This window comes from Dactylosporangium maewongense (genome assembly GCF_039531485.1).
GTDB lineage: Bacteria > Actinomycetota > Actinomycetes > Mycobacteriales > Micromonosporaceae > Dactylosporangium > Dactylosporangium maewongense.
This window is the reverse complement of record NZ_BAAAQD010000003.1, coordinates 24,490-42,193: the sequence shown is the minus strand read 5'-3', so window position 1 is coordinate 42,193 and position 17,704 is coordinate 24,490. Positions and strand designations below refer to the sequence as shown.

The window sequence follows — 17,704 nt, the reverse complement described above, 5'->3', positions numbered from 1 at the left end:
TCAGCCGCATTACCGATGTGTTTGCGCGACGCGTCAGTCCAGTCCTAAGTCCCGGCGGAGCTTCGCTACGTGTCCTGTGGCCTTCACGTTGTACAGCGCGCGCTCGATCTGCCCCTTCTCGTCGATGACGAAGGTCGAGCGGATCACGCCCAGCACCGTGCGGCCGTAGTTCTGCTTCTCGCCGAACGCGCCATATGCCTTGAGGACCGCCCGGTCCGGGTCCGACACGAGCGGGAACGTGATCGCGTCGCGCTCGCGGAACTGGGCCAGCTTCGCCGGGGAGTCCGGCGAGATGCCGACGATCTCGTAGCCGGCGGCCTTGAGCGAGGCGAGATTGTCACGGAAGTCGCACGCCTGCTTGGTGCAGCCGGGCGTCATCGCCGCTGGATAGGCATAGAGGACGACCTTGCGCCCCCGGAGGTCGGCGAGCGACAGGGGCTCGTCGCGATCCGTCTGCAGCGTGAAATCGGGAGCGGTGTCACCCGGCTCCAGGCGTGTGGTCGTCATGGTTCGGCACTCTATCGCGCGACGGTGACATCCATGACGGCGCATAGCGGTGCGTCCCGGCAACGTGACGGATCGTATAAACCCGACCCCCGCGGCAGCATCTCCGAGAAATTCGCGAAATCATGGTCGGCATGACCCGCCGCGCTTGGTCCATCCCCCTGGCGACGCTCTTCGGGGCGCTGCTGATCCTGCTGCTCCCCGCCTCGCCCGCGGGCGCGCACGCGATCATCGAGCGCACCGCGCCCGTCGCCGGCACGGTCGTGGACCAGCTGCCCGGCGAGATCACGCTCACCTTCAGCGAGCCCGTGCGCATCGTCGCCGACAAGATCCGGGTCATCGCGCCCGACGGCAGCCGAGCCGACACGGGCAAGCCCGCCGCGCGCGACACCGAGCTCGTCATCCCGCTCAAGTCCGGCGGCCCGAAGGGCACCTACCTCGTCAGCTACCGGGTCATCTCCGCCGACAGCCATCCCGTGAGCGGCGGCTACAGCTTCTCCTACGGCCAGGTCTCCGCCGTGCCCGGCGGCAACGACGCCGGCGCCGACGTCAAGACCGACGCCGTGGTGAAGAACGCGATGTCCGTCGCGCGGTTCATCGGCTTCGCCGGCCTGATCCTGCTGGTCGGCCCGACGCTGGTCCTGTTCGCCCTCTGGCCCCGGCGGCTCTCCGCCCGCGACCCCGGCAGGGTGGCCCTGACCGGCGCCGGGCTGCTCGTTTTCAGCGCCGCCCTGGAGTTGTACCTGCAGATCCCGTACACCTCCGGCACCTCCCTGTTCGACGTATCCTCAACCGCCGCCCGCGAGGTGCTCGGCACCACGTTCGGCGCCGCCCACCTGATCCGCATCGCCGTCGCGATCGCCGTCGCGGTGCTGCTGCGCCCCCTCATCGCCGGCCGCGCCGGCAAGATCGACCAGACGCTGCTCGTCATCCTCGGCGTCGTCGGCCTCGCGACCTGGCCGATCTCCGGGCACCCGAGCGCCTCGCCGGTGCCGACGCTGACCGTCGTCGCCGACGCCGCGCACCTCGCCGCGATGGCGGTGTGGCTCGGCGGCCTGCTGATGCTGTTCGCGTTCCTGCTGCGTCGCGCCGACACCCGCGAGCTCACCGCGATCGTGCCCGTGTGGTCCGGCTGGGCGCTGCTGGCGATCACGGTGCTGGTCCTCGCCGGCACCGCGCAGGCCCTCGTCGAGATCGGCACCCTGGACGCGTTGACCGGCACGACGTATGGCCGCCTCGTCATGGTCAAGGCCGGCCTCCTGGCCGTGATCCTGGGGGTCGCGGCCTATTCCCGCAGCATCACCAACCGCCGCTTCACGCCGGCCCCCACGCCCGCCGCCACGGACCCGTCCGACTTCGACGACTCCGATGACCCTGGCGACCCCGATGACTCGGAGGACCTGGCCGACCTGTCCGACTCCGAGGAGGTCGCCGACGCTCCGGCCGAGCCTGCCGACCGGGCCCGGCTGCGGCGGGCGGTGCTGATCGAGGTGCTCATCGCCGTCGTGGTGCTCGGCTTCACGTCCGTGCTGGTGCAGACGAGCCCGGCCCGCAGCGTGGCGGCCGGCGACAACGGGGCGGAGGGCCCCTTCACCACCACCGTCACGACCAACCTGGTGAAGCTCGAGGTCGACGTCTCCCCGGGTCGCGTCGGCCCCAACACCGTCCACCTGTATGCCCTCAAGCCCGACGGCTCGGGCCCGCAGACCGTCGCGGAGTGGAAGGCGACCGCCGCCCTGCCGGCCAAGGGCATCGAACCCATCGTCCTGCCGACCCTGCCCATCACCCCCGACCACGCCACCGGCTCGGTGACCCTGACGCCGGCGGGGACGTGGGAGCTGAAGTTCACCGTCCGCGTCGACGAACTCAACCAGACCACCATCGCCGTCCAGGTCCCGATCCGCAGCTGACACCCGCCCGCTGGCCTCGCCCTGCTCGGCCCTGCGCGGCTCTGGTTGGCCGCGCTGGGTTGGGCCGTTGGCCGGTCCCGCTGGGTTGGGTCGTTGGCCGGTCCCGCTGGGTCGGCCGTTGATCGCGATGCTGGCTGGCCCTGCAGGGCCGGTCGTCGGCCGGTGCCGCTGGGCTGGCCGTTGATCGCGGCGCTGGCTGGTTGATTGCTGTGCTGGCCGGTCGGGTCTGCGCTGACGATGTGCGGGCTTCGGGGTTCCCGCGAGCGCCGAGCTCCGGGTCGGCTGCCGTGCACCCGTTGCCTGTGCTCGGGGTGCCGGCAGTTGATCGGTGTGCCAGCGGATGTGGCGGCGCCCGTGGCCGGCGCGACGCGTCCATCGCGTCCATGTCGTCGCCGTGGGCTGAGTGGTGCGTCCGTGGCGGTGCAGTGGGTTGAGCGGCGCGTCCGTGTGGGGGTCGCCAGCTTTGGGCGGGGGACATCGCTGCTTGCCGGACCAGGGCACCACATGTGTAACGCCGACCCTCGCTGCTGGCTTGCTGGTCCTCGTGCTGCTGGCTTGCCGGTGCTTGTGCCGCGGGCCCGCCGATTCTCGTGCCGCTTGCCAGATGACGCTCGCCGCTGGCTTGCTGGTGGTGCTTGGGCGGCTGGGTTGATCGAAGGACAGATCTGGTCGTCGGGACGGCCGGATCCGGACTTTGATCACCACGTTGCTGGGTGTCGAGGCGGTGAGTGCTGGGCGCCGTCGCAGTTGGTGTGGCGGCACGGCGCAGTGGTGGGCCTGGGCGCCACCTGCGCAACGCTGACCCTCGTGCCGTCGGCTTGCCGATCCTCGCTGCTGGCTTGCTGGACCTCGGGCTGCCGTTTGCCGGTTCTCGTGCTGCTGGCTTGATCGAAGGACAGGAGTGGTCGTCGGGATGGCCGGATCCAGACTTCGATCAACGCGCCGCGGGGTGTTGGGGCGGTGGGTGCCGCGTGCTGGGCGCCGCGGTGGTGGGGGCGGGGGCACGGTGCGGTGGTGGCTGGCGCGGGACAGGGTGGGGATCGACGGCCTGCTCTGGTGTGGGGAGGTGCTGGTCAGGGCGGTGGATCGGGATCTTTGTGCATGGGCGGGGTAATTCGGCGCCGCCTGGTGGGTTTGCAGCGAAAGAAGGTAATTCGCGGGTTTTTTGGCGGTATTGTCAGCTTCGGATTGCTGGGGGAAGGGGCCGCTGCCATGGTCGTGCGTCTGGTTCGGGCAGGTGTCGGCGCGCTGTTGCTGCTCATCGCGGTGCCGCTGGGGCTGGCTGGGGGCGGACTCTGGGTGGCCATGGAGCATCGTGCGGGGGATGACACGTTCACGGCGCGGTTGGAGCGGTTGCGTTCCGGGGGGCGCGCGGTGGTGGTGCCTGACGTCGACGCGTTGCTGCGAGCCGATGCGCCGTTCGCGCGGGGTGGGCAGACGACGCTCAGCCTGTCGGCGGTCGGCTCCAGCGGCCCCCTGTTCATCGGGCTGGCTCCGGAAGCGGCGGTGGGGCAGTACCTCGACGGCAAGGTGCAGGCCCGGATCGACCGGGTGCGGCTGGCGCGGGGGCCGTTGCCGGTCGAGTTCACGGAGTTCGAGACCCGGGCGGCCGCGGCGAAGGCCGGGAAGCCCGGCACCGCCGGGTCCCAGGCCGGGCAGGCGCAGGGCGGCGCGAGCGACCCGGCGATGACGGGGCCCGCGGTTCCTGGCGCGGTGACCCCCGACGCGACCGTCCCCGGCACCGAAGGTCCTGGCGCCGGAGAGCCCAGTGCCGGCGAGACCGGCACCGCGGCGCCTGGTGCCGAAGGTCCCGGTGACGTCGAGCCCGGTGCCACAGGGCCGGCCGTGGCGGGTCCCGGTGTGACAGCGCCCGGCACGGCGGGGTCCGAGGTCCCCGGCGCGACCGCCGCCGACCCGAACGTGAGCGACCCGAACGCCGTGACGAGCGGCGGCGCGGCCGGGAACCCGAACGTGGGCAGCGGGACGCCGGGGGAGCAGACGTTCTGGCTGGCGAAGAGCGTCACGGCCGGTGGGGCGGCGGAGCTGTCCTGGTCGCCGTCGGCGTTGCGGGGGCGGCACCTGGCGCTCGTGGTCATGAACGCGGACGGCACCGCCGGCATTGACGCGACGGTGACGGCGCGGCTGGCGCCGGCGTGGATCGGGCCGACGGCCGGTGGGCTGCTCATGCTCGGGGCGGCCGGGTTCCTGCTGGCGTTGCTGGTCCTCGCCTGGCCGCCGCGGCGCGCGGAGGAGCGGCTCGTGCTGCCGACGCTGCCGTCGCAGCCGACGAAGAGCCGGGCGGGCCTGCGCCGCAACCTGTCGACGCTGTCGGAGCCGATCGCCGCCCTGCTCAACCCCGTCGTGCCGAAGAACCGCGACATGCCGGAAACCGGCGAGGCGAACGAACCCAGCGAAACCCCAGAGGCCGACAAGGCAACCGAAACCGAGACCGGCAAGGCGGCCGCGGCGGAGCAGAGCGGGGACGTCCCGGTTGTCGCGGTCGCGGTGGCGAGCCAGACGGACGAGGCCGACCGCCAGACCACCGTGATCGGCGTCGTGGTGACGGACAAGCCGGTCGACGACCCGGCGGCCCAGGCCACGGAGCCCGAGGGTGAGGCGCGGCAGGAAGCGGCGGCCGACGGCGAAGACGCCCCGGATGCGGCGGCCGCTGTACAGGAGACGCCGCGGACAAAGCGTCGGACCGCTGCTGAGGAGTGCCTCGCGGAGACCGAACTGGACCGCCCCGCTCCGGCGGAGGCGCTCGACGACGACGCCCCGGGGCCCCTGGCGCTGCCGCCGCTGCCGAAGCTGCCGCCGATCGAGCTGCAGTTCACCTGGGCGCCGGTCGCGGTGGAGGGCAGGAAGAGGCGGCCACCTCGCGGTGACGGTTCCCCGGCGGAACGTGAGCCGCACCACGTTCGGCGGGTCTGGACCGAAGGATAAAGGTAACGAGGAGATGTGGAGTGTGAGAAGTCGGCCAGATGAACACTAGGCTGTGGGGCGTGGGTGATCTTTTGGTCTGGATCGACTGTGAGATGACGGGGCTCGATCTGGGGAAGGACGCGCTGATCGAAGTGGCGGCGCTGGTCACGGACCCGGATCTCAACGTGCTGGGCGAGGGCGTCGACGTGGTGATCCACGCGGAGGACGCGCTGCTGGACGGCATGCTCGACGTGGTGCGCGACATGCACGCCAAGTCGGGGCTCACCGACGCGGTGCGGGCGTCGGCGGTCACCGTGGCGGAGGCGGAGGACCTCGTCATGGACTACATCACGGCCCACGTGCCCGATCCGCGCACCGCGCCGCTGTGTGGCAACTCGATCGCCACCGATCGGGGGTTCCTGGCGCGGGACATGCCGCGGCTCGACAACCACCTGCACTACCGGATGATCGACGTGTCCTCGATCAAGGAGCTGTGCCGCCGGTGGTACCCGCGGGTGTACTTCGGCCAGCCGCCGAAGGGCCTCGCCCACCGGGCGCTTGCGGACATCCGGGAGAGCATCCGGGAGCTCGAGTACTACCGCCGGACGCTGTTCGTGCCGCTGCCGGGGCCGGACGTGGAGGCGGCGAAGGCGATCGGGGCGGAGTTGAGCCGGGAAACCGACACCGGCGCGCGCTAACCCAGTCGACGTATGCCCGTGCTCATGCCCTATTATTGGCGAGCACGTTCATGGTGGCTGTAGCTCAGTTGGCAGAGCACCGGGTTGTGGTCCCGGGTGTCGTGGGTTCAAATCCCATCAGTCACCCCATGTAGGACAGTTCGGCCCCGGTCCGGAAGGACCGGGGCCGAACTGTTTTCAGTCCTTGTTCGCGGCCGCCAGGGCCGTGGCGAGCGACTCGTTCTGCGCCTTCAGCGCGTTGATCTCCTCCTGCAGCCGGGTCACCTCGGCATGGGTCTCCTCGCGGACCGCGCGGATCTCGGCGAGGATCGGCGCGGTGTCGACGGTCCCGCCGCCGGCCTGGATGATCGCGGTCAGCGCCTGGATGGCGGCGATCGCCGCCTGGTCCCGCTGCGCGTCCGCCACGGACGCGGCCCGGGCCTCGTCACGGGCCTGCTGGGCGAGGTGCATGGCGATGTACGCCCGGCGGTGGGCGCCACCGAGGATCGTCGCCACGTCGAGCGTCTCGGGCCCGGTCGGCAGCGGAACGCCGTCGGGCGCCTCGTACAGCGGGATCGTGATCCGGTCGCCGAGGTTCATGTCGTCTCCTGTCATACCGCGCATGCGGGCGAGTGGGTCGTAGCCGTCGGCTCGGGCGTCGTTGTCGGCGTCGGACCGGCCCGAGACGTGCACGTGTCCGCTGTCGGTCGAGGACCGGGTGGTCCGCTGGAACTGGTTGCTCCTGCTCGTCCACCGCTCTTGGCGGCAGGCGCCGTCCTCGTCGGTCCAGTTGATGTACTTGATCCACATGGCGCCCGGCACGCCGGCGTCGCGGTCGCGGATCATCTGACGGGCGATGTCGGCGTTTTCCTTGCGGTGCGCCTTGGAGTCCGAGCGCGGCATGATGTCCAGGCCGCGGGCGTTCCAGCGCTGGTTCTGGCCCGGGAAGCCCGTCGTCGAGTAGGGCGTGTGGTCCTCGGGCGGCTCTGCCTTCTGGTGGCCCTCGTCCGGGAAGTCCCAGACGGTGATGCCGTGCTTGAGCAGCGCCGCCTGGACCGCTCGTGCCGGGCGGATCAGGGTGTACGGCCGGCCGGCTCTGATCCAGTCGCGATAGCCCTGCGATGCCATTGGTTCCGTCCCTTCGCATCCATGCTCCTCAAAACTATTCGCCGCCGTAGCCGCGTGCACCGACGCGTGTCCGACATTCGACTGGTCGTCGCGGAGAGTGTGACCACGCGTACACACGAAAACGGCCCCCGTCCAACAAGACGGGGGCCGTGCGAACCAGATACGTCTACAAGGGGAGCATCGCCAGCCTGGCGTGCCATTCGCCGCCGATCTTCTCCGTGTCGGAGCCGACCAGGAGGCCGTACGGGGTCGCGAGCAGCGCCCTGGCGCCGACGCCCCGCGGCTCCCGCTTGGGGTTGAACGAGGTGGCCTTGCCGCTCACCGGGCTGATCGCGGCGATACCGGGCCGGCTGACCGCGCCCTTGCCGGCGGTCTCCTTGCCGAACGGGTTGTCCATCCAGCGCTGGTGGCCGCCGACGTACACGGCCGCGCCGGTGTCGGCGACGGAGTACAGCGAGTCGCCGCCGGTCCAGTTGGTCCAGATCGGCTTGTGCAGGCCGGTGCCGCGCAGGTCGAAGCGGGCGGCGGTGTCGCACATGAGGTGGTCGCCCCACTTGCGGCCGGTCGTGACGACCGTGGCGTAGGTGCCGGTCGGGTCGAAGTCGACGCCCCGCAGGTAGGTCTCGAAGCCGGCGCGGCACGGCTTGGTGTAGACGTCGGTGTACCAGTCGGCGAGCCGGGCCGAGTTCGACGCGTTCTCGATGACGACCAGCTGGGCGCGGTACTGGCCGAACGCCTGCTCCACGGCGCCCACGGCGGCGAGCCGGTTGCCGTCGGGGCTGATGGCCAGGTCCTCGAGCTTGACCCGGGTCAGGTTCGGCGCGGCGAGCCTGGCGTCGAACGTCGTGTCGGCGAGGCCGCTGGTGGCGTTGAGACGGGCCAGCCCGGCCCGCTTCTGGCCGCCGATGGAGGAGAACGAGCCGGCGGCGAAGAGCCACGGCCCGTACGTGACGAGGCTGCGCAGGTCGCCCCAGTTGATCTCACCGGTGAACGCCGGCACCCGCTTGCCGTCGGCGAGGCTGAGCTGCGCGAGGCCACGCTGCGCACCGCCGCCGATCTTCTTGAACGCGCCGCCGGCGTAGACGGTGTTGTTTGGCCCGGCGGCGAGCGTGAGGACCGCGTCGTCGGCCTCCGGCGCGAACGGCAGGATCTCGCCGGTGGCCACCCGGTACGCGAAGATGTTCTTGCGCTTGAGCTTCGCGCTCTTCCCGGCCGGGACGACGGTGGTGAAGTCGCCGCCCACCACGACGACGTCCCCGACGAGCGCGAACGCGCGCACCTCGCCGTCCAGGACGTTCGGCGTGTTGTCGGCGGGGTTCGTCGACACGGTCGTGGCGTGGTTCAGCGCCGCCGAGGCGGGGATCGCGACCGCGAGCGCGGCCAGTGCGGTAGCGGCGGCGGCGATCAATCGTCGGCGCATACGTGCGGCTCCTTCGTCAGTGCCAGGGGAAGCGCCCAACATGGGGCGCATACCCCACTAACGAAGGAAAGTTACCTAAGACACGATGTGTCCGATATGGCCGTCCTCAGGGGCGTTGACCATGAAGTGCGCGGCGCGCTCCAGGTACTCCCACAGCACGGCCTCGGCCTCGGGCTCCAGGGCGATCGCGTCGACCGCCCGCCGCATCTGCCGCAGCCACGCGTCGCGCTCGGCCGGGCCGATCACGAACGGCGCGTGCCGCATCCGCAGCCGGGGGTGGCCACGGGCCTCCGAATAGGTGCTGGGGCCGCCCCAGTACTGGATCAGGAAGAGGCGGAACCGTTCGTTCGCCGGCCCCAGGTCCTCTTCCGGATACAGCGGTCGCAGGATCGGGTCGTCGGCCACGCCGGCATAGAACTCGTCGACCAGCTTGCGGAACGTCGGCTCGCCGCCGACGAGCTCGTAGAAGTTCGGGGAGGACGTCACCCGTCAACTATGCCGCGACCGCGGCTCAACGAGCGCGGCGGGAGCGCACCGAGGTCCGTCGTGCGCTCGCTGAGGTCGACCGTGCGCTCCTCCGGGTCGGAGACCGGCATCCGGCGCTGCGCCGGGCCGCGCTCCGCGGCGTCGGGGTCGGCGCTGGATTCGGCCCTGGATTCGGCCCTGGATTCGGCACTGGGCGTCCGGCGCTGTGCCGGACCGGGCGACGGGCGCGAGCGGCGGGCCGCGAGCGGCGCGCGGCCGAGGTCGATGGTGACCTCGCCGAAGTCCTCGTCGCCGCCGGGGCTGGCGGCGTGCGCGTCGGCCGCGACCTGGACCTTGTTGGCGGCGACGGCGTCGGCGATCGTGGCGTGGGCCGGCCAGGTGGCGACGATGACCGCCATCACGACCACGCCCGCGATCGCGAAGTAGCCGACCACCTGCGGCAGCGGGTTGTGGGTGGCGAGCCAGCCCGTGAAGAGGATCGAGCCGCCCTGGATGAGGTGCACGCCACTCTGCATCACGCCGAACGCGCGCGCCCGGTACGCCGGCGGCAACACCTGCACGAACAGCCCGTTGGTGGCCGGCAGGGTCCCCGACAGGGCGGCGCCGGAGATCAGGGTCATCGCGAGGACCCCGTAGATGTTGAGGTCGAACAGCGCCGGCACCAGCGCCAGGGGCGTGAGCAGGGAGAACGGCCGGATGAAGGCGTTTCGGCGCTGCGGCTTGACCAGCCAGGTCATCACGATGCTGCCGGCGACGAAGCCGACCGCCGCGGCGACCATGATCGTGCCGAGGTAGACGGCGTTGGGGCCGCCGGCGAGGTCGGCTGACCAGGCCGCGGCGAGACCCTCGGGCACGACGCCGAAGCAGACCCCGCAGAAGACGATGAGCGCGATCGAGCGCATCACCGGCGAGCGGAACACGACCGTGTAGCCCTCGGCGCTCTCCCGCAGCAGGTTGGTGCGCTTGTCGGCGGTGAGGCTCGGCGTGCGCTCCTGCACCCGGACCGCCACCAGGAGGGCGGAGAGGCCGAAGCTGGCGGCGTTGAGCAGCAGCGCGTACCGGGCGTCTACGGCGGTCAGCGCGGCGCCCACCGCATACCCGGCGATGAGCGCGAACTGGCCGGACGTGCGCTGCAGGGTCAGCGCGGTGACGTACCGCTCACCCTGCAGGATGCGCGGCAGCAGGGCGGAGCGGGCGCTGTCGAACGGGGGGCTCAGCAGCGCGCTGATGAACAGCAGGCCGATCAGGGCGCCGACCGGCAGGCCGCCGAAGACCGCGAGCGCGGTCATGATGCCCATCCGGATCAGGTCCGACAGGATCATGATCTTGCGGTACGAGTGCCGCTCGGTGATCGCCGACAGCACCGCGCCGATGCCGAGCCACGGCAGGTAGCTGATCGCGAACGCCGCCGCCGACGCGATCGGTGACTCCGTGCGCTGGTAGACCAGCGCGATGACGGCCGCCCGGGCGGCGCTGTCGCCGAACCAGGACAGTGCGCTGGCGGTGAACACCGCACGGTACTCGCGGTCGGCCAGCACCTCCCAGGCGCCGGCCGGGCGTTCGGCGGACTCGTCGGGATCAGACACCGGTGGAGCCCCCTTTCCATCGGTCACGACAGCGGCGTCGAGCGTTCGCGGGCGCGGCCGAGCCGGCCTTTGTCGGCGTCGAGAGGGGTCGAACGACGCCGGACCGGGACACTGTGCAGCGATGCACCTGAACGAACGGACGATAACCGACTAGCCACCCGATGCGCGACCCTACCCAGTGGGCTGGCCGCAAGTGACCGCAAGATCGGGCAAAACCATCGGTATGGTCAGAGTCAGGTCGGTCCGCCCGGGCCGCCGTCGGGGCCGCCGTCCGCAGGCGGGCGGATGAACATGCGCGAGGCGTTGATCTGCGCCGTGATCCCGGCCTTCTCCAGGGCCTCGGTGAGCCGTCGCCGCAGCTCCCGGCCGACGCGCCACTGCGCCTCGGTCGACGTCTTGACGGTCGTGCGCAGCACGGCGCCCTCGACCGTGAGCTGCTCGACCCCCAGCACGGTGGGCGGGTCGATGAAGTCGTCGACGAAGTCGGGGTCCTCCGCGACCGTCGTGGCAGCCTCGCGCAGCACCGCGGTGGCCTGGTCGACCGCGACGAACCCGACCGGCACGTCGATGTTCACCACGGCCCAGCCCTGGCTCTTGTTGCCGACCCGGACGATCTCGCCGTTGCGCACGTACCAGACGACGCCGCCCGCGTCCCGGATCGTGGTGATCCGCAGGCCGACCGCCTCGACGGTGCCCACGGTCTCGCCGATGTCGACCACGTCCCCGATGCCGTACTGGTCCTCCAGGAGCATGAACAGGCCGGCGATGAAGTCCTTCACCAGGTTCTGCGCGCCGAAGCCGATCGCCAGGCCGGCGATCCCGGCGCTGGCCAGCAGCGGCCCCAGGTTGAGGCCGATCTCACCGAGCACCAGCATGGCCGCGATGCTGAACACGACCGCCGAGGCGATGCTGCGCAGCACCGAGCCGAGCGCCCGGGCCCGCTGGTTGCGCCGCTCCCACGGCGCGGTCAGTGCGTTGGGCAGCCGCCGGCGCAGCGGGCGCAGCAGCGAGCCGCCGGTCTCGTTGTCCGAGACCGTGTGCCTGATGAGGCGGTCGATCGCCCGGTGGATCACCCAGCGGACCAGGAACGCGAGGACGATGATCAGCACGATGGTCAGCGGCTTGACCAGCACCCAGTAGCTGCTCTCGGCCAACCAGGTGATCTTCGTCTGCTCGTAGACGAACTCGCAGAACCCGTTGTCTGAGCAGCTCGGAGTGGGATCGGGCGCGGGCGCCGGGGTTGGCGCGAGGGCGAGCACGCTGCTCAACAAGCACTCCTTGCAAACGGTGCGAACCGGGGGAAGTCCACACAAACACTCGGTGCGGTGGGCGAAGGTTCACTCGCCGGCCGCAAATAGTACGTGCAATCCGAGGATCTATCAGGGACGATTAGCGCACGGACCCCCACCTCGGTGGCCCGCCATACAGACCTTCTCCAGGGAGTTTCCTTCACGCACTAGGGGGACGGCGATGCCTGACATACGACCCGCACGAGTATCGGGTGCGCTGGTTTTGAATGCCACCTACGAGCCGCTGTGTGTCGTGTCTGTCAGACGTGCCACCATCCTGGTCCTCACTTCGAAGGCGGTCTGCGTCGCTGACGGTGAGGGCATCCTGCACAGTGCGATGAACGAGCTTCCCGTGCCTTCCGTGGTCAGGCTCACGCGCTACGTGCGAGTTCCGTACCGCACGCACATAGGCCTGTCGCGCCGGGGCATCTTCGCCCGCGACGGCTGGCGGTGCGCCTACTGCCGCGGCCCGGCCGAGACCATCGACCACGTGATGCCACGCAGCCGTGGCGGGCGGCACGCCTGGGACAACGTGGTCGCCGCCTGCGCCCGCTGCAACCACACCAAAGGTGACAAAACGCCAGCCGAACTCGGCTGGCGTTTGCTTGCCAGCCCGCATGCGCCCAAGGGCGTCGCGTGGCGGGTCCTCGGTCACCGCACCCCCGACCCGCGCTGGGCCGACTGGCTCGACATGCCGATGGACAGCCAGCAGCTCGCCGCCTGACCGCATCACGTCACCCGGCCGGCGGCTGCTGCGAACTCACGGTAGGAGCCGCTGGTCAGGATGTCGCGCAGCCGCGCCATGCCCTCCCACACGTCCACGAAGCGGGTGTAGAGCGGCGCCAGCCCGATCCGTAGCCGCTCCGGGGTCCGGAAGTCGGGGACGACCCCGGCCGCCTTCAGCGCCTGGCAGATCTGCCACGCCTGCGGGTGGTGGAAGGTCACGTGCGAGCCCCTCCGTGCCGGATCCACGGGGGAGGCCAGCGTCAGCCCGTCGCTGAGTCGGATGGCGTACGAGGTGAGCTCGGCGCTCTTGTCGTACAGGCTCCGGATGCCGGCCTCGGCGGTGATCCTGGCGCCCTCCAGCGCGGCGTATCCACCGAGGATCGGTGGCGTGCCGACCTGGAAGCGCCCGATCGACTCGACCGGGTCGTAGCCGGCGCCCATGGCGAACTGGTCCCGCTGGCCGAACCAGCCCCAGATCGGCTGCCGCAGCCGCTGCTGCAGGTCGCGCCGCACGTACAGGAACGCCGGAGCGCCGGGCCCCGCGTTGAGGTACTTGTACGTGCACCCGACCGCCAGGTCCGCCCCCGACTCCCGCAGCGGCACCGGCACCGAACCGGCGGAGTGGCACAGATCCCACAGTGTGAGGGCCCCCACCCGGTGCGCGGCAGTGGTGATCGCCACCATGTCGGCGATCGCACCCGACCGGTATGCCACGTGCGACAGGCACACCAGCGCCACGTCGTCGTCCAGCGCCCGGGCGACCCGCGCCGGGTCGATGCCCTCGTCGATGTCGGTCGGCACGACCCGCAGCTCGAGGCCCCGCGCCGACGCCAGGCCCTCCAGCACGTAACGGTCGGTGGGGAAGTTGTCGTCGTCGGTCACGATGACGCGTCTGCCGGGGTTCGCGTCCAGCGCCGCGGAGGCCAGCTTGTACAGGTTGACGCTGGACGAGTCGGACAGGACGACCTCGCCCTGGTCGACGCCCAGCACCCCCTCGGCGATCACGTCACCGGCCTGTCCGGCCAGGTCGATCCACCTGTCCCAGCCGCGGACGAGCTCGCCGCCCCACTCCCGGTCGACCGCGTCACGCAGCCGGTCACGCGTCGTGAGCGGAAGCCGGCCGAGCGAGTTGCCGTCGAAGTACACGAGCTGCTCGTCGGCGATGTGGAAACGCGCGCGGAAGTGACCGATCGGGTCCTGTGCGTCACGCGTTTCGGCATACTGGCGGCTGAGGTCCATGGCCCCGACGGTATCGTCTGCGAAGATCGGCAAGACCCCCGGCAACGCGCTGGTCATCGTGGACCGCTAACGTGAAGCCGGTCTTTTAGTCCCTTCGACGCCTGGGGGCGTTGAGCTTGTCCATCATCGAGACGACGCTGATCTTCGCCGGCATCCCGGCCGTGGTCATCGTGCTCATCGCGGGCGCCAACTACGCCGGCGGTGCCCGGCGCGCCCGGCGCTACCGGCCGGGCCGGCCGTTCGAGTTCACGCCGGTCTGGTTCCTGTCCGTGCCCGAGCAGGTGACGCAGGCGGCCAAGGCCCGCGAGCTCACCGGCGCGCGGCGGGCCGAGCTGACCGCGGGTGCGCCGGCCGTGACCGAGTGGTCCGGCGACCGGGCGCAGCCGCACGCCATGGGAGGCGCAAGTGACCGGTGGTAACGGAGCTGGCCTGAAGGGCCAGCCCGACGTCCTCAACGGGCCGTTCACCACGCGCCAGCTGCTGCGCCTCGACGAGGCGCTGCGCCTGGCCGACTCCTCGACCGGCCTCACCTTCAGCATCTACGTCGGCGACCTCGACGAGCCCGTCCGCGGCCACGCCGAGCAGCTGCACGGCCAGCTCGCCGACCCGCCGCACTCCGTGCTCATCGCGGTGTCGCCCAACCAGCGCATCCTTGAGATCATCACCGGCGGCGAGGCGCGCCGCCGCCTCCCGGACCGCGCGGCCAAGCTGGCCGCCCTGTCCATGGCGGCCGCCTTCGGCGGCGGCGACCTCGCCGCCGGCCTGGTCGCCGGCCTGTCCCAGCTCGCCGACCACGCCGGCCGCCACTGACCGCTGCTTACACACGCGCGGCGGGCCCTCTTTCAGAGGATCCGCCGCGCGTTCGGCGTTTTCCGCCCTTCCACGCGTCTGTCAGCCCGACCCAAACTCTTCCGGATCACGGGCAATAAGCCCCGAGGCCGCCGCTGCCAATGATCCGGAAGACTTTGTGCTGTCAGGGCGACACAAAGTCTTCCGGATCACGGAATTCAGCCCAGCCTTCGCGGCTCGCAGGCGCTCGCGTTTGCCCCGTGATCCGGAAGACCTTGCGCTGTCAGGGCGACACAAAGTCTTCCGGATCACGGGGCGGGGGGAGCGGGTCAGTCGGCGGCGGCGTCCTTGGCGCGGGCCTTCAGGGCGCGGACGATGCCGTCGCGGCCCTCGCCGACCAGGCGGCGCAGCGGCGCGGGCCGGCCGGGCTCGGCGAGCCACGCCTCCGTGCGGGCGACCGTGTCCTCGCTGACCTGGAACGACGGGTAGCCGAGCTCGACGAACTCGGCGGCCGGCTCCGAGTCGCGGTTCTCCCAGACGGTCGTCAGGGCGTCGAAGAACGCGGGCAGGAACGGTGCGGTGAGGGACACCTGCGCCGAGTGCTGGAAGCCCTGCAGCAGCGACCGCTGCAGCCAGTTCGGCAGGTGGTGGTCCTCGACCAGGCGGCGCCAGGTCTCGGTCTTCGCCTCGGCGGTCGGGACGAGGGCGCGGGCGAGAGCGGCCTGGCGCTCGCCGCTGGCGGTGCGGTCGCGGTCGAGCTCGGTCTCGATCTGGGCCGGGTCGGCCGCGCCGTTGGCGATGAGGGCGTGCAGGATGCCCCAGCGCAGGTCCGCCTGGATGGTGAGACCGGAGGGGACGTCGACGCCGTCCAGCCAGCCCGTCAGCACCGCGAGGTCTTCGGGGGTACGGGCGGCCGCGGCGAACGAGCGGGCCCAGGCGAGCTGGAAGCCGCTGCCGGGCTCGGCGTTGCGGAGGGCGACCCGGGCGGTGGCGGCGAGGACGCGCCAGCCCTCCGGGGCCCAGGCGGGGTCGGCGTAGAAGACGAGCGCCGACTGCGCCTGCCGGATGGTCGCGGTGACCAGGTTGATGTCGCGCTCGGCGGGCAGGCCCGAAGCGACCAGCTTGATGTAGTCGCGCACGGCGAGCTCGGCGTCGCGGACCATGTCCCACGCCGCGGTCCAGACCAGCGCCCGGGCCAGGGAGTTGTCCATGCCCAGGATGTGGTCGGCGACGGTGTCCATCGAGCGCGGGTCCAGGCGCAGCTTCGCGTACGTGAGGTCGTCGTCGTTGAGCAGCAGGACGTCGGCGGCGGGGCGGCCGGCGAGGGTGGTGATCTCGGTGCGCTCGCCGTCGACGTCGGCCTCGACCAGCTCGCGGCGGATCAGGCCGGCGTCGGTCACGTCGTACAGGCCGATGCCGATGCGGTGGGTGCGCAGCGTCGGGTAGGCGGCGGGCGCCTCCTGCACGACGACGACCTGCTCATACGTGCCGTCGGCGGCGATGGTCAGCTCGGGGCGCAGGGTGTTGACCTGCGCGGTCTCCAGCCACTGCGCGGCGAACTTGCGCAGCTCCTTGCCGGAGGCGGTCTCCAGGGCCGACAGCAGGTCGTCGAACGTGGCGTTGCCCCACTGGTGCTGCTGGAAGTACGCGCGGAGGCCGGTCGTGAAGGCCTCGATCCCCACGTACGCGACGAGCTGCTTGACGACGCTCGCGCCCTTGGCGTAAGTGATGCCGTCGAAGTTGACCTCGACCGCCTCGACGTCGGGCATCTCGCAGTAGACGGGGTGGGTGGAGGACAGCTGGTCCTGCCGGTAGCCCCAGTTCTTGCGGATGGACAGGAACGTCGTCCACGCGTCGGTGAAGCGGGTCGCGCGGGTGTTGCACCAGTGGCTGGCCCACTCCGCGAACGACTCGTTGAGCCACAGGTCGTCCCACCAGCGCATGGTGACGAGGTCGCCGAACCACATGTGGGCGAGCTCGTGCAGGATCGTGTTGGCGCGCTGCTCGTACTCGAAGTCGGTGACGGGGGAGCGGAAGATGTAGTGCTGCTCGGCGTGCACGACGCAGCCGAAGTTCTCCATCGCGCCCGCGTTGAACTCCGGCGAGTACACCTGGTCGTACTTCGGCAGCGGATACCGGATGCCGAACTCCTGGTGGAAGAAGTCGAAGCCCTGCTTGGTGATCAGCAGGATGTCGTCGGCGTCCAGGTACTGCTTCATCGACTGGCGGCAGAACACGCCCAGGTCGATCCCGTCGTGGCTGTCGCGGACCTCGTGGTAGGGACCGGCGCAGATCGCCGTCACGTAGGTGCTCATCCGCGGCGTGGGCGGGAAGTGCACGGTGAGGCCGTCGCGCCGCTCCGGCGCCATGTTGGAGATGACCCGCCAGTGCGCCGGCGCCGTCACGTGGAACGTGAAGCTGGCCTTCAGGTCGGGCTGGTCGAAGCAGGCATAGACCCGCTGCGCGTCGGTCGTCTCGAACTGGCTGTACAGGTACACCTCCTTGTCGACCGGGTCGACGCTGCGGTGCAGCCCCTGGCCGGTCGTCGAGTAGGTGCCCATCGCCTCGACGATGAGGATGTTCGTGGCGGCGAGGCCGGGCAGGCGCAGCCCGGTCTGCGGGGACCACGCGGACGTGTCCACGACGGCGCCGTTGAGCGTCGCGCTGAGCACCTCCGTGACGGCCAGCTCGATGAAGGTCTCCGCACCCGGCTCGGTGCACGAGAAGCGCACCTCGGTGGTCGTGCGGAACGTGCCCTCACCTGGGTAGCCGGCGCCGTCCGTCAGGTCGAGACTGATGTCGTACGCCGCAACGTCGAGCAGGCGGGCCCGGTCGACCGCCTCAACCTGGCGTAGGTTGCGTACACCGGCCACGTGTCGTCTCCTGTCGTTCGCTGTGGCCGTCCCCGTCGACGGCGCCATCTCAGAGTCTTCCACGTCCATGGCGGACACCGGAGGAGTGGCTCAGGTCACCCCAAGCTCGCCTGGCACCCGAGACCCACAGGACGTAAGGATCGAATCGGATTCCC

The 17,704-nt window shown here is 70.9% G+C and carries 14 protein-coding genes and 1 tRNA gene; 7 read left to right on the top strand and 8 right to left on the bottom strand.

From position 1 onward, the window contains the following. Window positions 1-33: 33 nt before the first annotated feature. Window positions 34-507: a thioredoxin-dependent thiol peroxidase gene (gene bcp, locus ABD332_RS09895; RefSeq protein ID WP_344501508.1), complete on the bottom strand. Its 474-nt coding sequence runs from the start codon at window positions 505-507 to the stop codon at window positions 34-36. A 131-nt stretch (window positions 508-638) separates the two neighbouring features. Between bcp and ABD332_RS09890 the strand changes: the two genes are divergently transcribed. The 4 genes from ABD332_RS09890 to ABD332_RS09875 all read left to right on the top strand — a co-directional run bounded on the left by ABD332_RS09890 (window position 639) and on the right by ABD332_RS09875 (window position 6,163). Further along, on the top strand, window positions 639-2,414 hold the full coding sequence (locus ABD332_RS09890) for a copper resistance CopC/CopD family protein (RefSeq protein ID WP_344501507.1): 1,776 nt from the start codon (window positions 639-641) through the stop codon (window positions 2,412-2,414). A 1,212-nt stretch (window positions 2,415-3,626) separates the two neighbouring features. Next, a complete protein-coding gene (locus tag ABD332_RS09885; RefSeq protein ID WP_344501506.1) occupies window positions 3,627-5,357 on the top strand; it encodes a hypothetical protein in 1,731 nt (576 codons plus the stop codon). Between the two features lie 59 nt (window positions 5,358-5,416). Continuing rightward, window positions 5,417-6,034, top strand: a complete 618-nt coding sequence (gene orn / locus ABD332_RS09880) for an oligoribonuclease (protein ID WP_425552165.1) — start codon at window positions 5,417-5,419, stop codon at window positions 6,032-6,034. A 53-nt stretch (window positions 6,035-6,087) separates the two neighbouring features. Continuing rightward, window positions 6,088-6,163 (top strand) — tRNA-His (locus ABD332_RS09875). Window positions 6,164-6,211: 48 nt separating this feature from the next. On the opposite strand, the gene ABD332_RS09870 is transcribed toward ABD332_RS09875, so the two are convergent. From ABD332_RS09870 to ABD332_RS09850, 5 genes are all read right to left on the bottom strand, one after another. Continuing rightward, the gene (locus ABD332_RS09870) at window positions 6,212-7,141 is read right to left on the bottom strand and encodes a hypothetical protein (protein WP_344501504.1); all 930 of its coding nucleotides are present in this window, start codon (window positions 7,139-7,141) and stop codon (window positions 6,212-6,214) included. A gap of 166 nt (window positions 7,142-7,307) precedes the next feature. Further along, window positions 7,308-8,561, bottom strand: coding sequence for a delta-60 repeat domain-containing protein (locus ABD332_RS09865; protein ID WP_344501503.1), 1,254 nt, complete (start codon window positions 8,559-8,561; stop codon window positions 7,308-7,310). Window positions 8,562-8,636: 75 nt separating this feature from the next. Further along, a complete protein-coding gene (locus tag ABD332_RS09860) occupies window positions 8,637-9,047 on the bottom strand; it encodes a globin (RefSeq protein ID WP_344501502.1) in 411 nt (136 codons plus the stop codon). Further along, entirely contained in the window at window positions 9,044-10,633 is a 1,590-nt protein-coding gene (locus ABD332_RS09855) for an MFS transporter (RefSeq protein WP_344501501.1), read from the bottom strand. The genes ABD332_RS09860 and ABD332_RS09855 overlap by 4 nt, the downstream gene beginning before the upstream one ends. 233 nt (window positions 10,634-10,866) lie before the next feature. After that, window positions 10,867-11,892 carry a mechanosensitive ion channel family protein gene (locus ABD332_RS09850; RefSeq protein ID WP_486303840.1) on the bottom strand — a complete coding sequence of 342 codons (1,026 nt, stop codon included), beginning with the start codon at window positions 11,890-11,892 and terminating at the stop codon, window positions 10,867-10,869. A 211-nt stretch (window positions 11,893-12,103) separates the two neighbouring features. Here ABD332_RS09850 and ABD332_RS09845 point away from each other — a divergent pair, with 211 nt between their 5' ends. After that, window positions 12,104-12,646: an HNH endonuclease gene (locus ABD332_RS09845; protein WP_344501499.1), complete on the top strand. Its 543-nt coding sequence runs from the start codon at window positions 12,104-12,106 to the stop codon at window positions 12,644-12,646. Between the two features lie 5 nt (window positions 12,647-12,651). On the opposite strand, the gene kynU is transcribed toward ABD332_RS09845, so the two are convergent. Then, the gene (gene kynU, locus ABD332_RS09840; RefSeq protein WP_344501498.1) at window positions 12,652-13,887 is read right to left on the bottom strand and encodes a kynureninase; all 1,236 of its coding nucleotides are present in this window, start codon (window positions 13,885-13,887) and stop codon (window positions 12,652-12,654) included. A 116-nt stretch (window positions 13,888-14,003) separates the two neighbouring features. Between kynU and ctaJ the strand changes: the two genes are divergently transcribed. Together ctaJ and ABD332_RS09830 are read left to right on the top strand one after the other, a co-directional pair. After that, on the top strand, window positions 14,004-14,306 hold the full coding sequence (gene ctaJ / locus ABD332_RS09835) for an aa3-type cytochrome oxidase subunit CtaJ (RefSeq protein ID WP_344501497.1): 303 nt from the start codon (window positions 14,004-14,006) through the stop codon (window positions 14,304-14,306). Continuing rightward, window positions 14,293-14,697, top strand: coding sequence for a DUF5130 family protein (locus ABD332_RS09830; RefSeq protein ID WP_344501496.1), 405 nt, complete (start codon window positions 14,293-14,295; stop codon window positions 14,695-14,697). The genes ctaJ and ABD332_RS09830 overlap by 14 nt, the downstream gene beginning before the upstream one ends. A gap of 308 nt (window positions 14,698-15,005) precedes the next feature. Here the strand turns inward: ABD332_RS09830 and pepN are convergent, their stop codons facing one another. Next, the gene (pepN, locus tag ABD332_RS09825; RefSeq protein WP_344501900.1) at window positions 15,006-17,597 is read right to left on the bottom strand and encodes an aminopeptidase N; all 2,592 of its coding nucleotides are present in this window, start codon (window positions 17,595-17,597) and stop codon (window positions 15,006-15,008) included. Window positions 17,598-17,704: the final 107 nt, after the last annotated feature.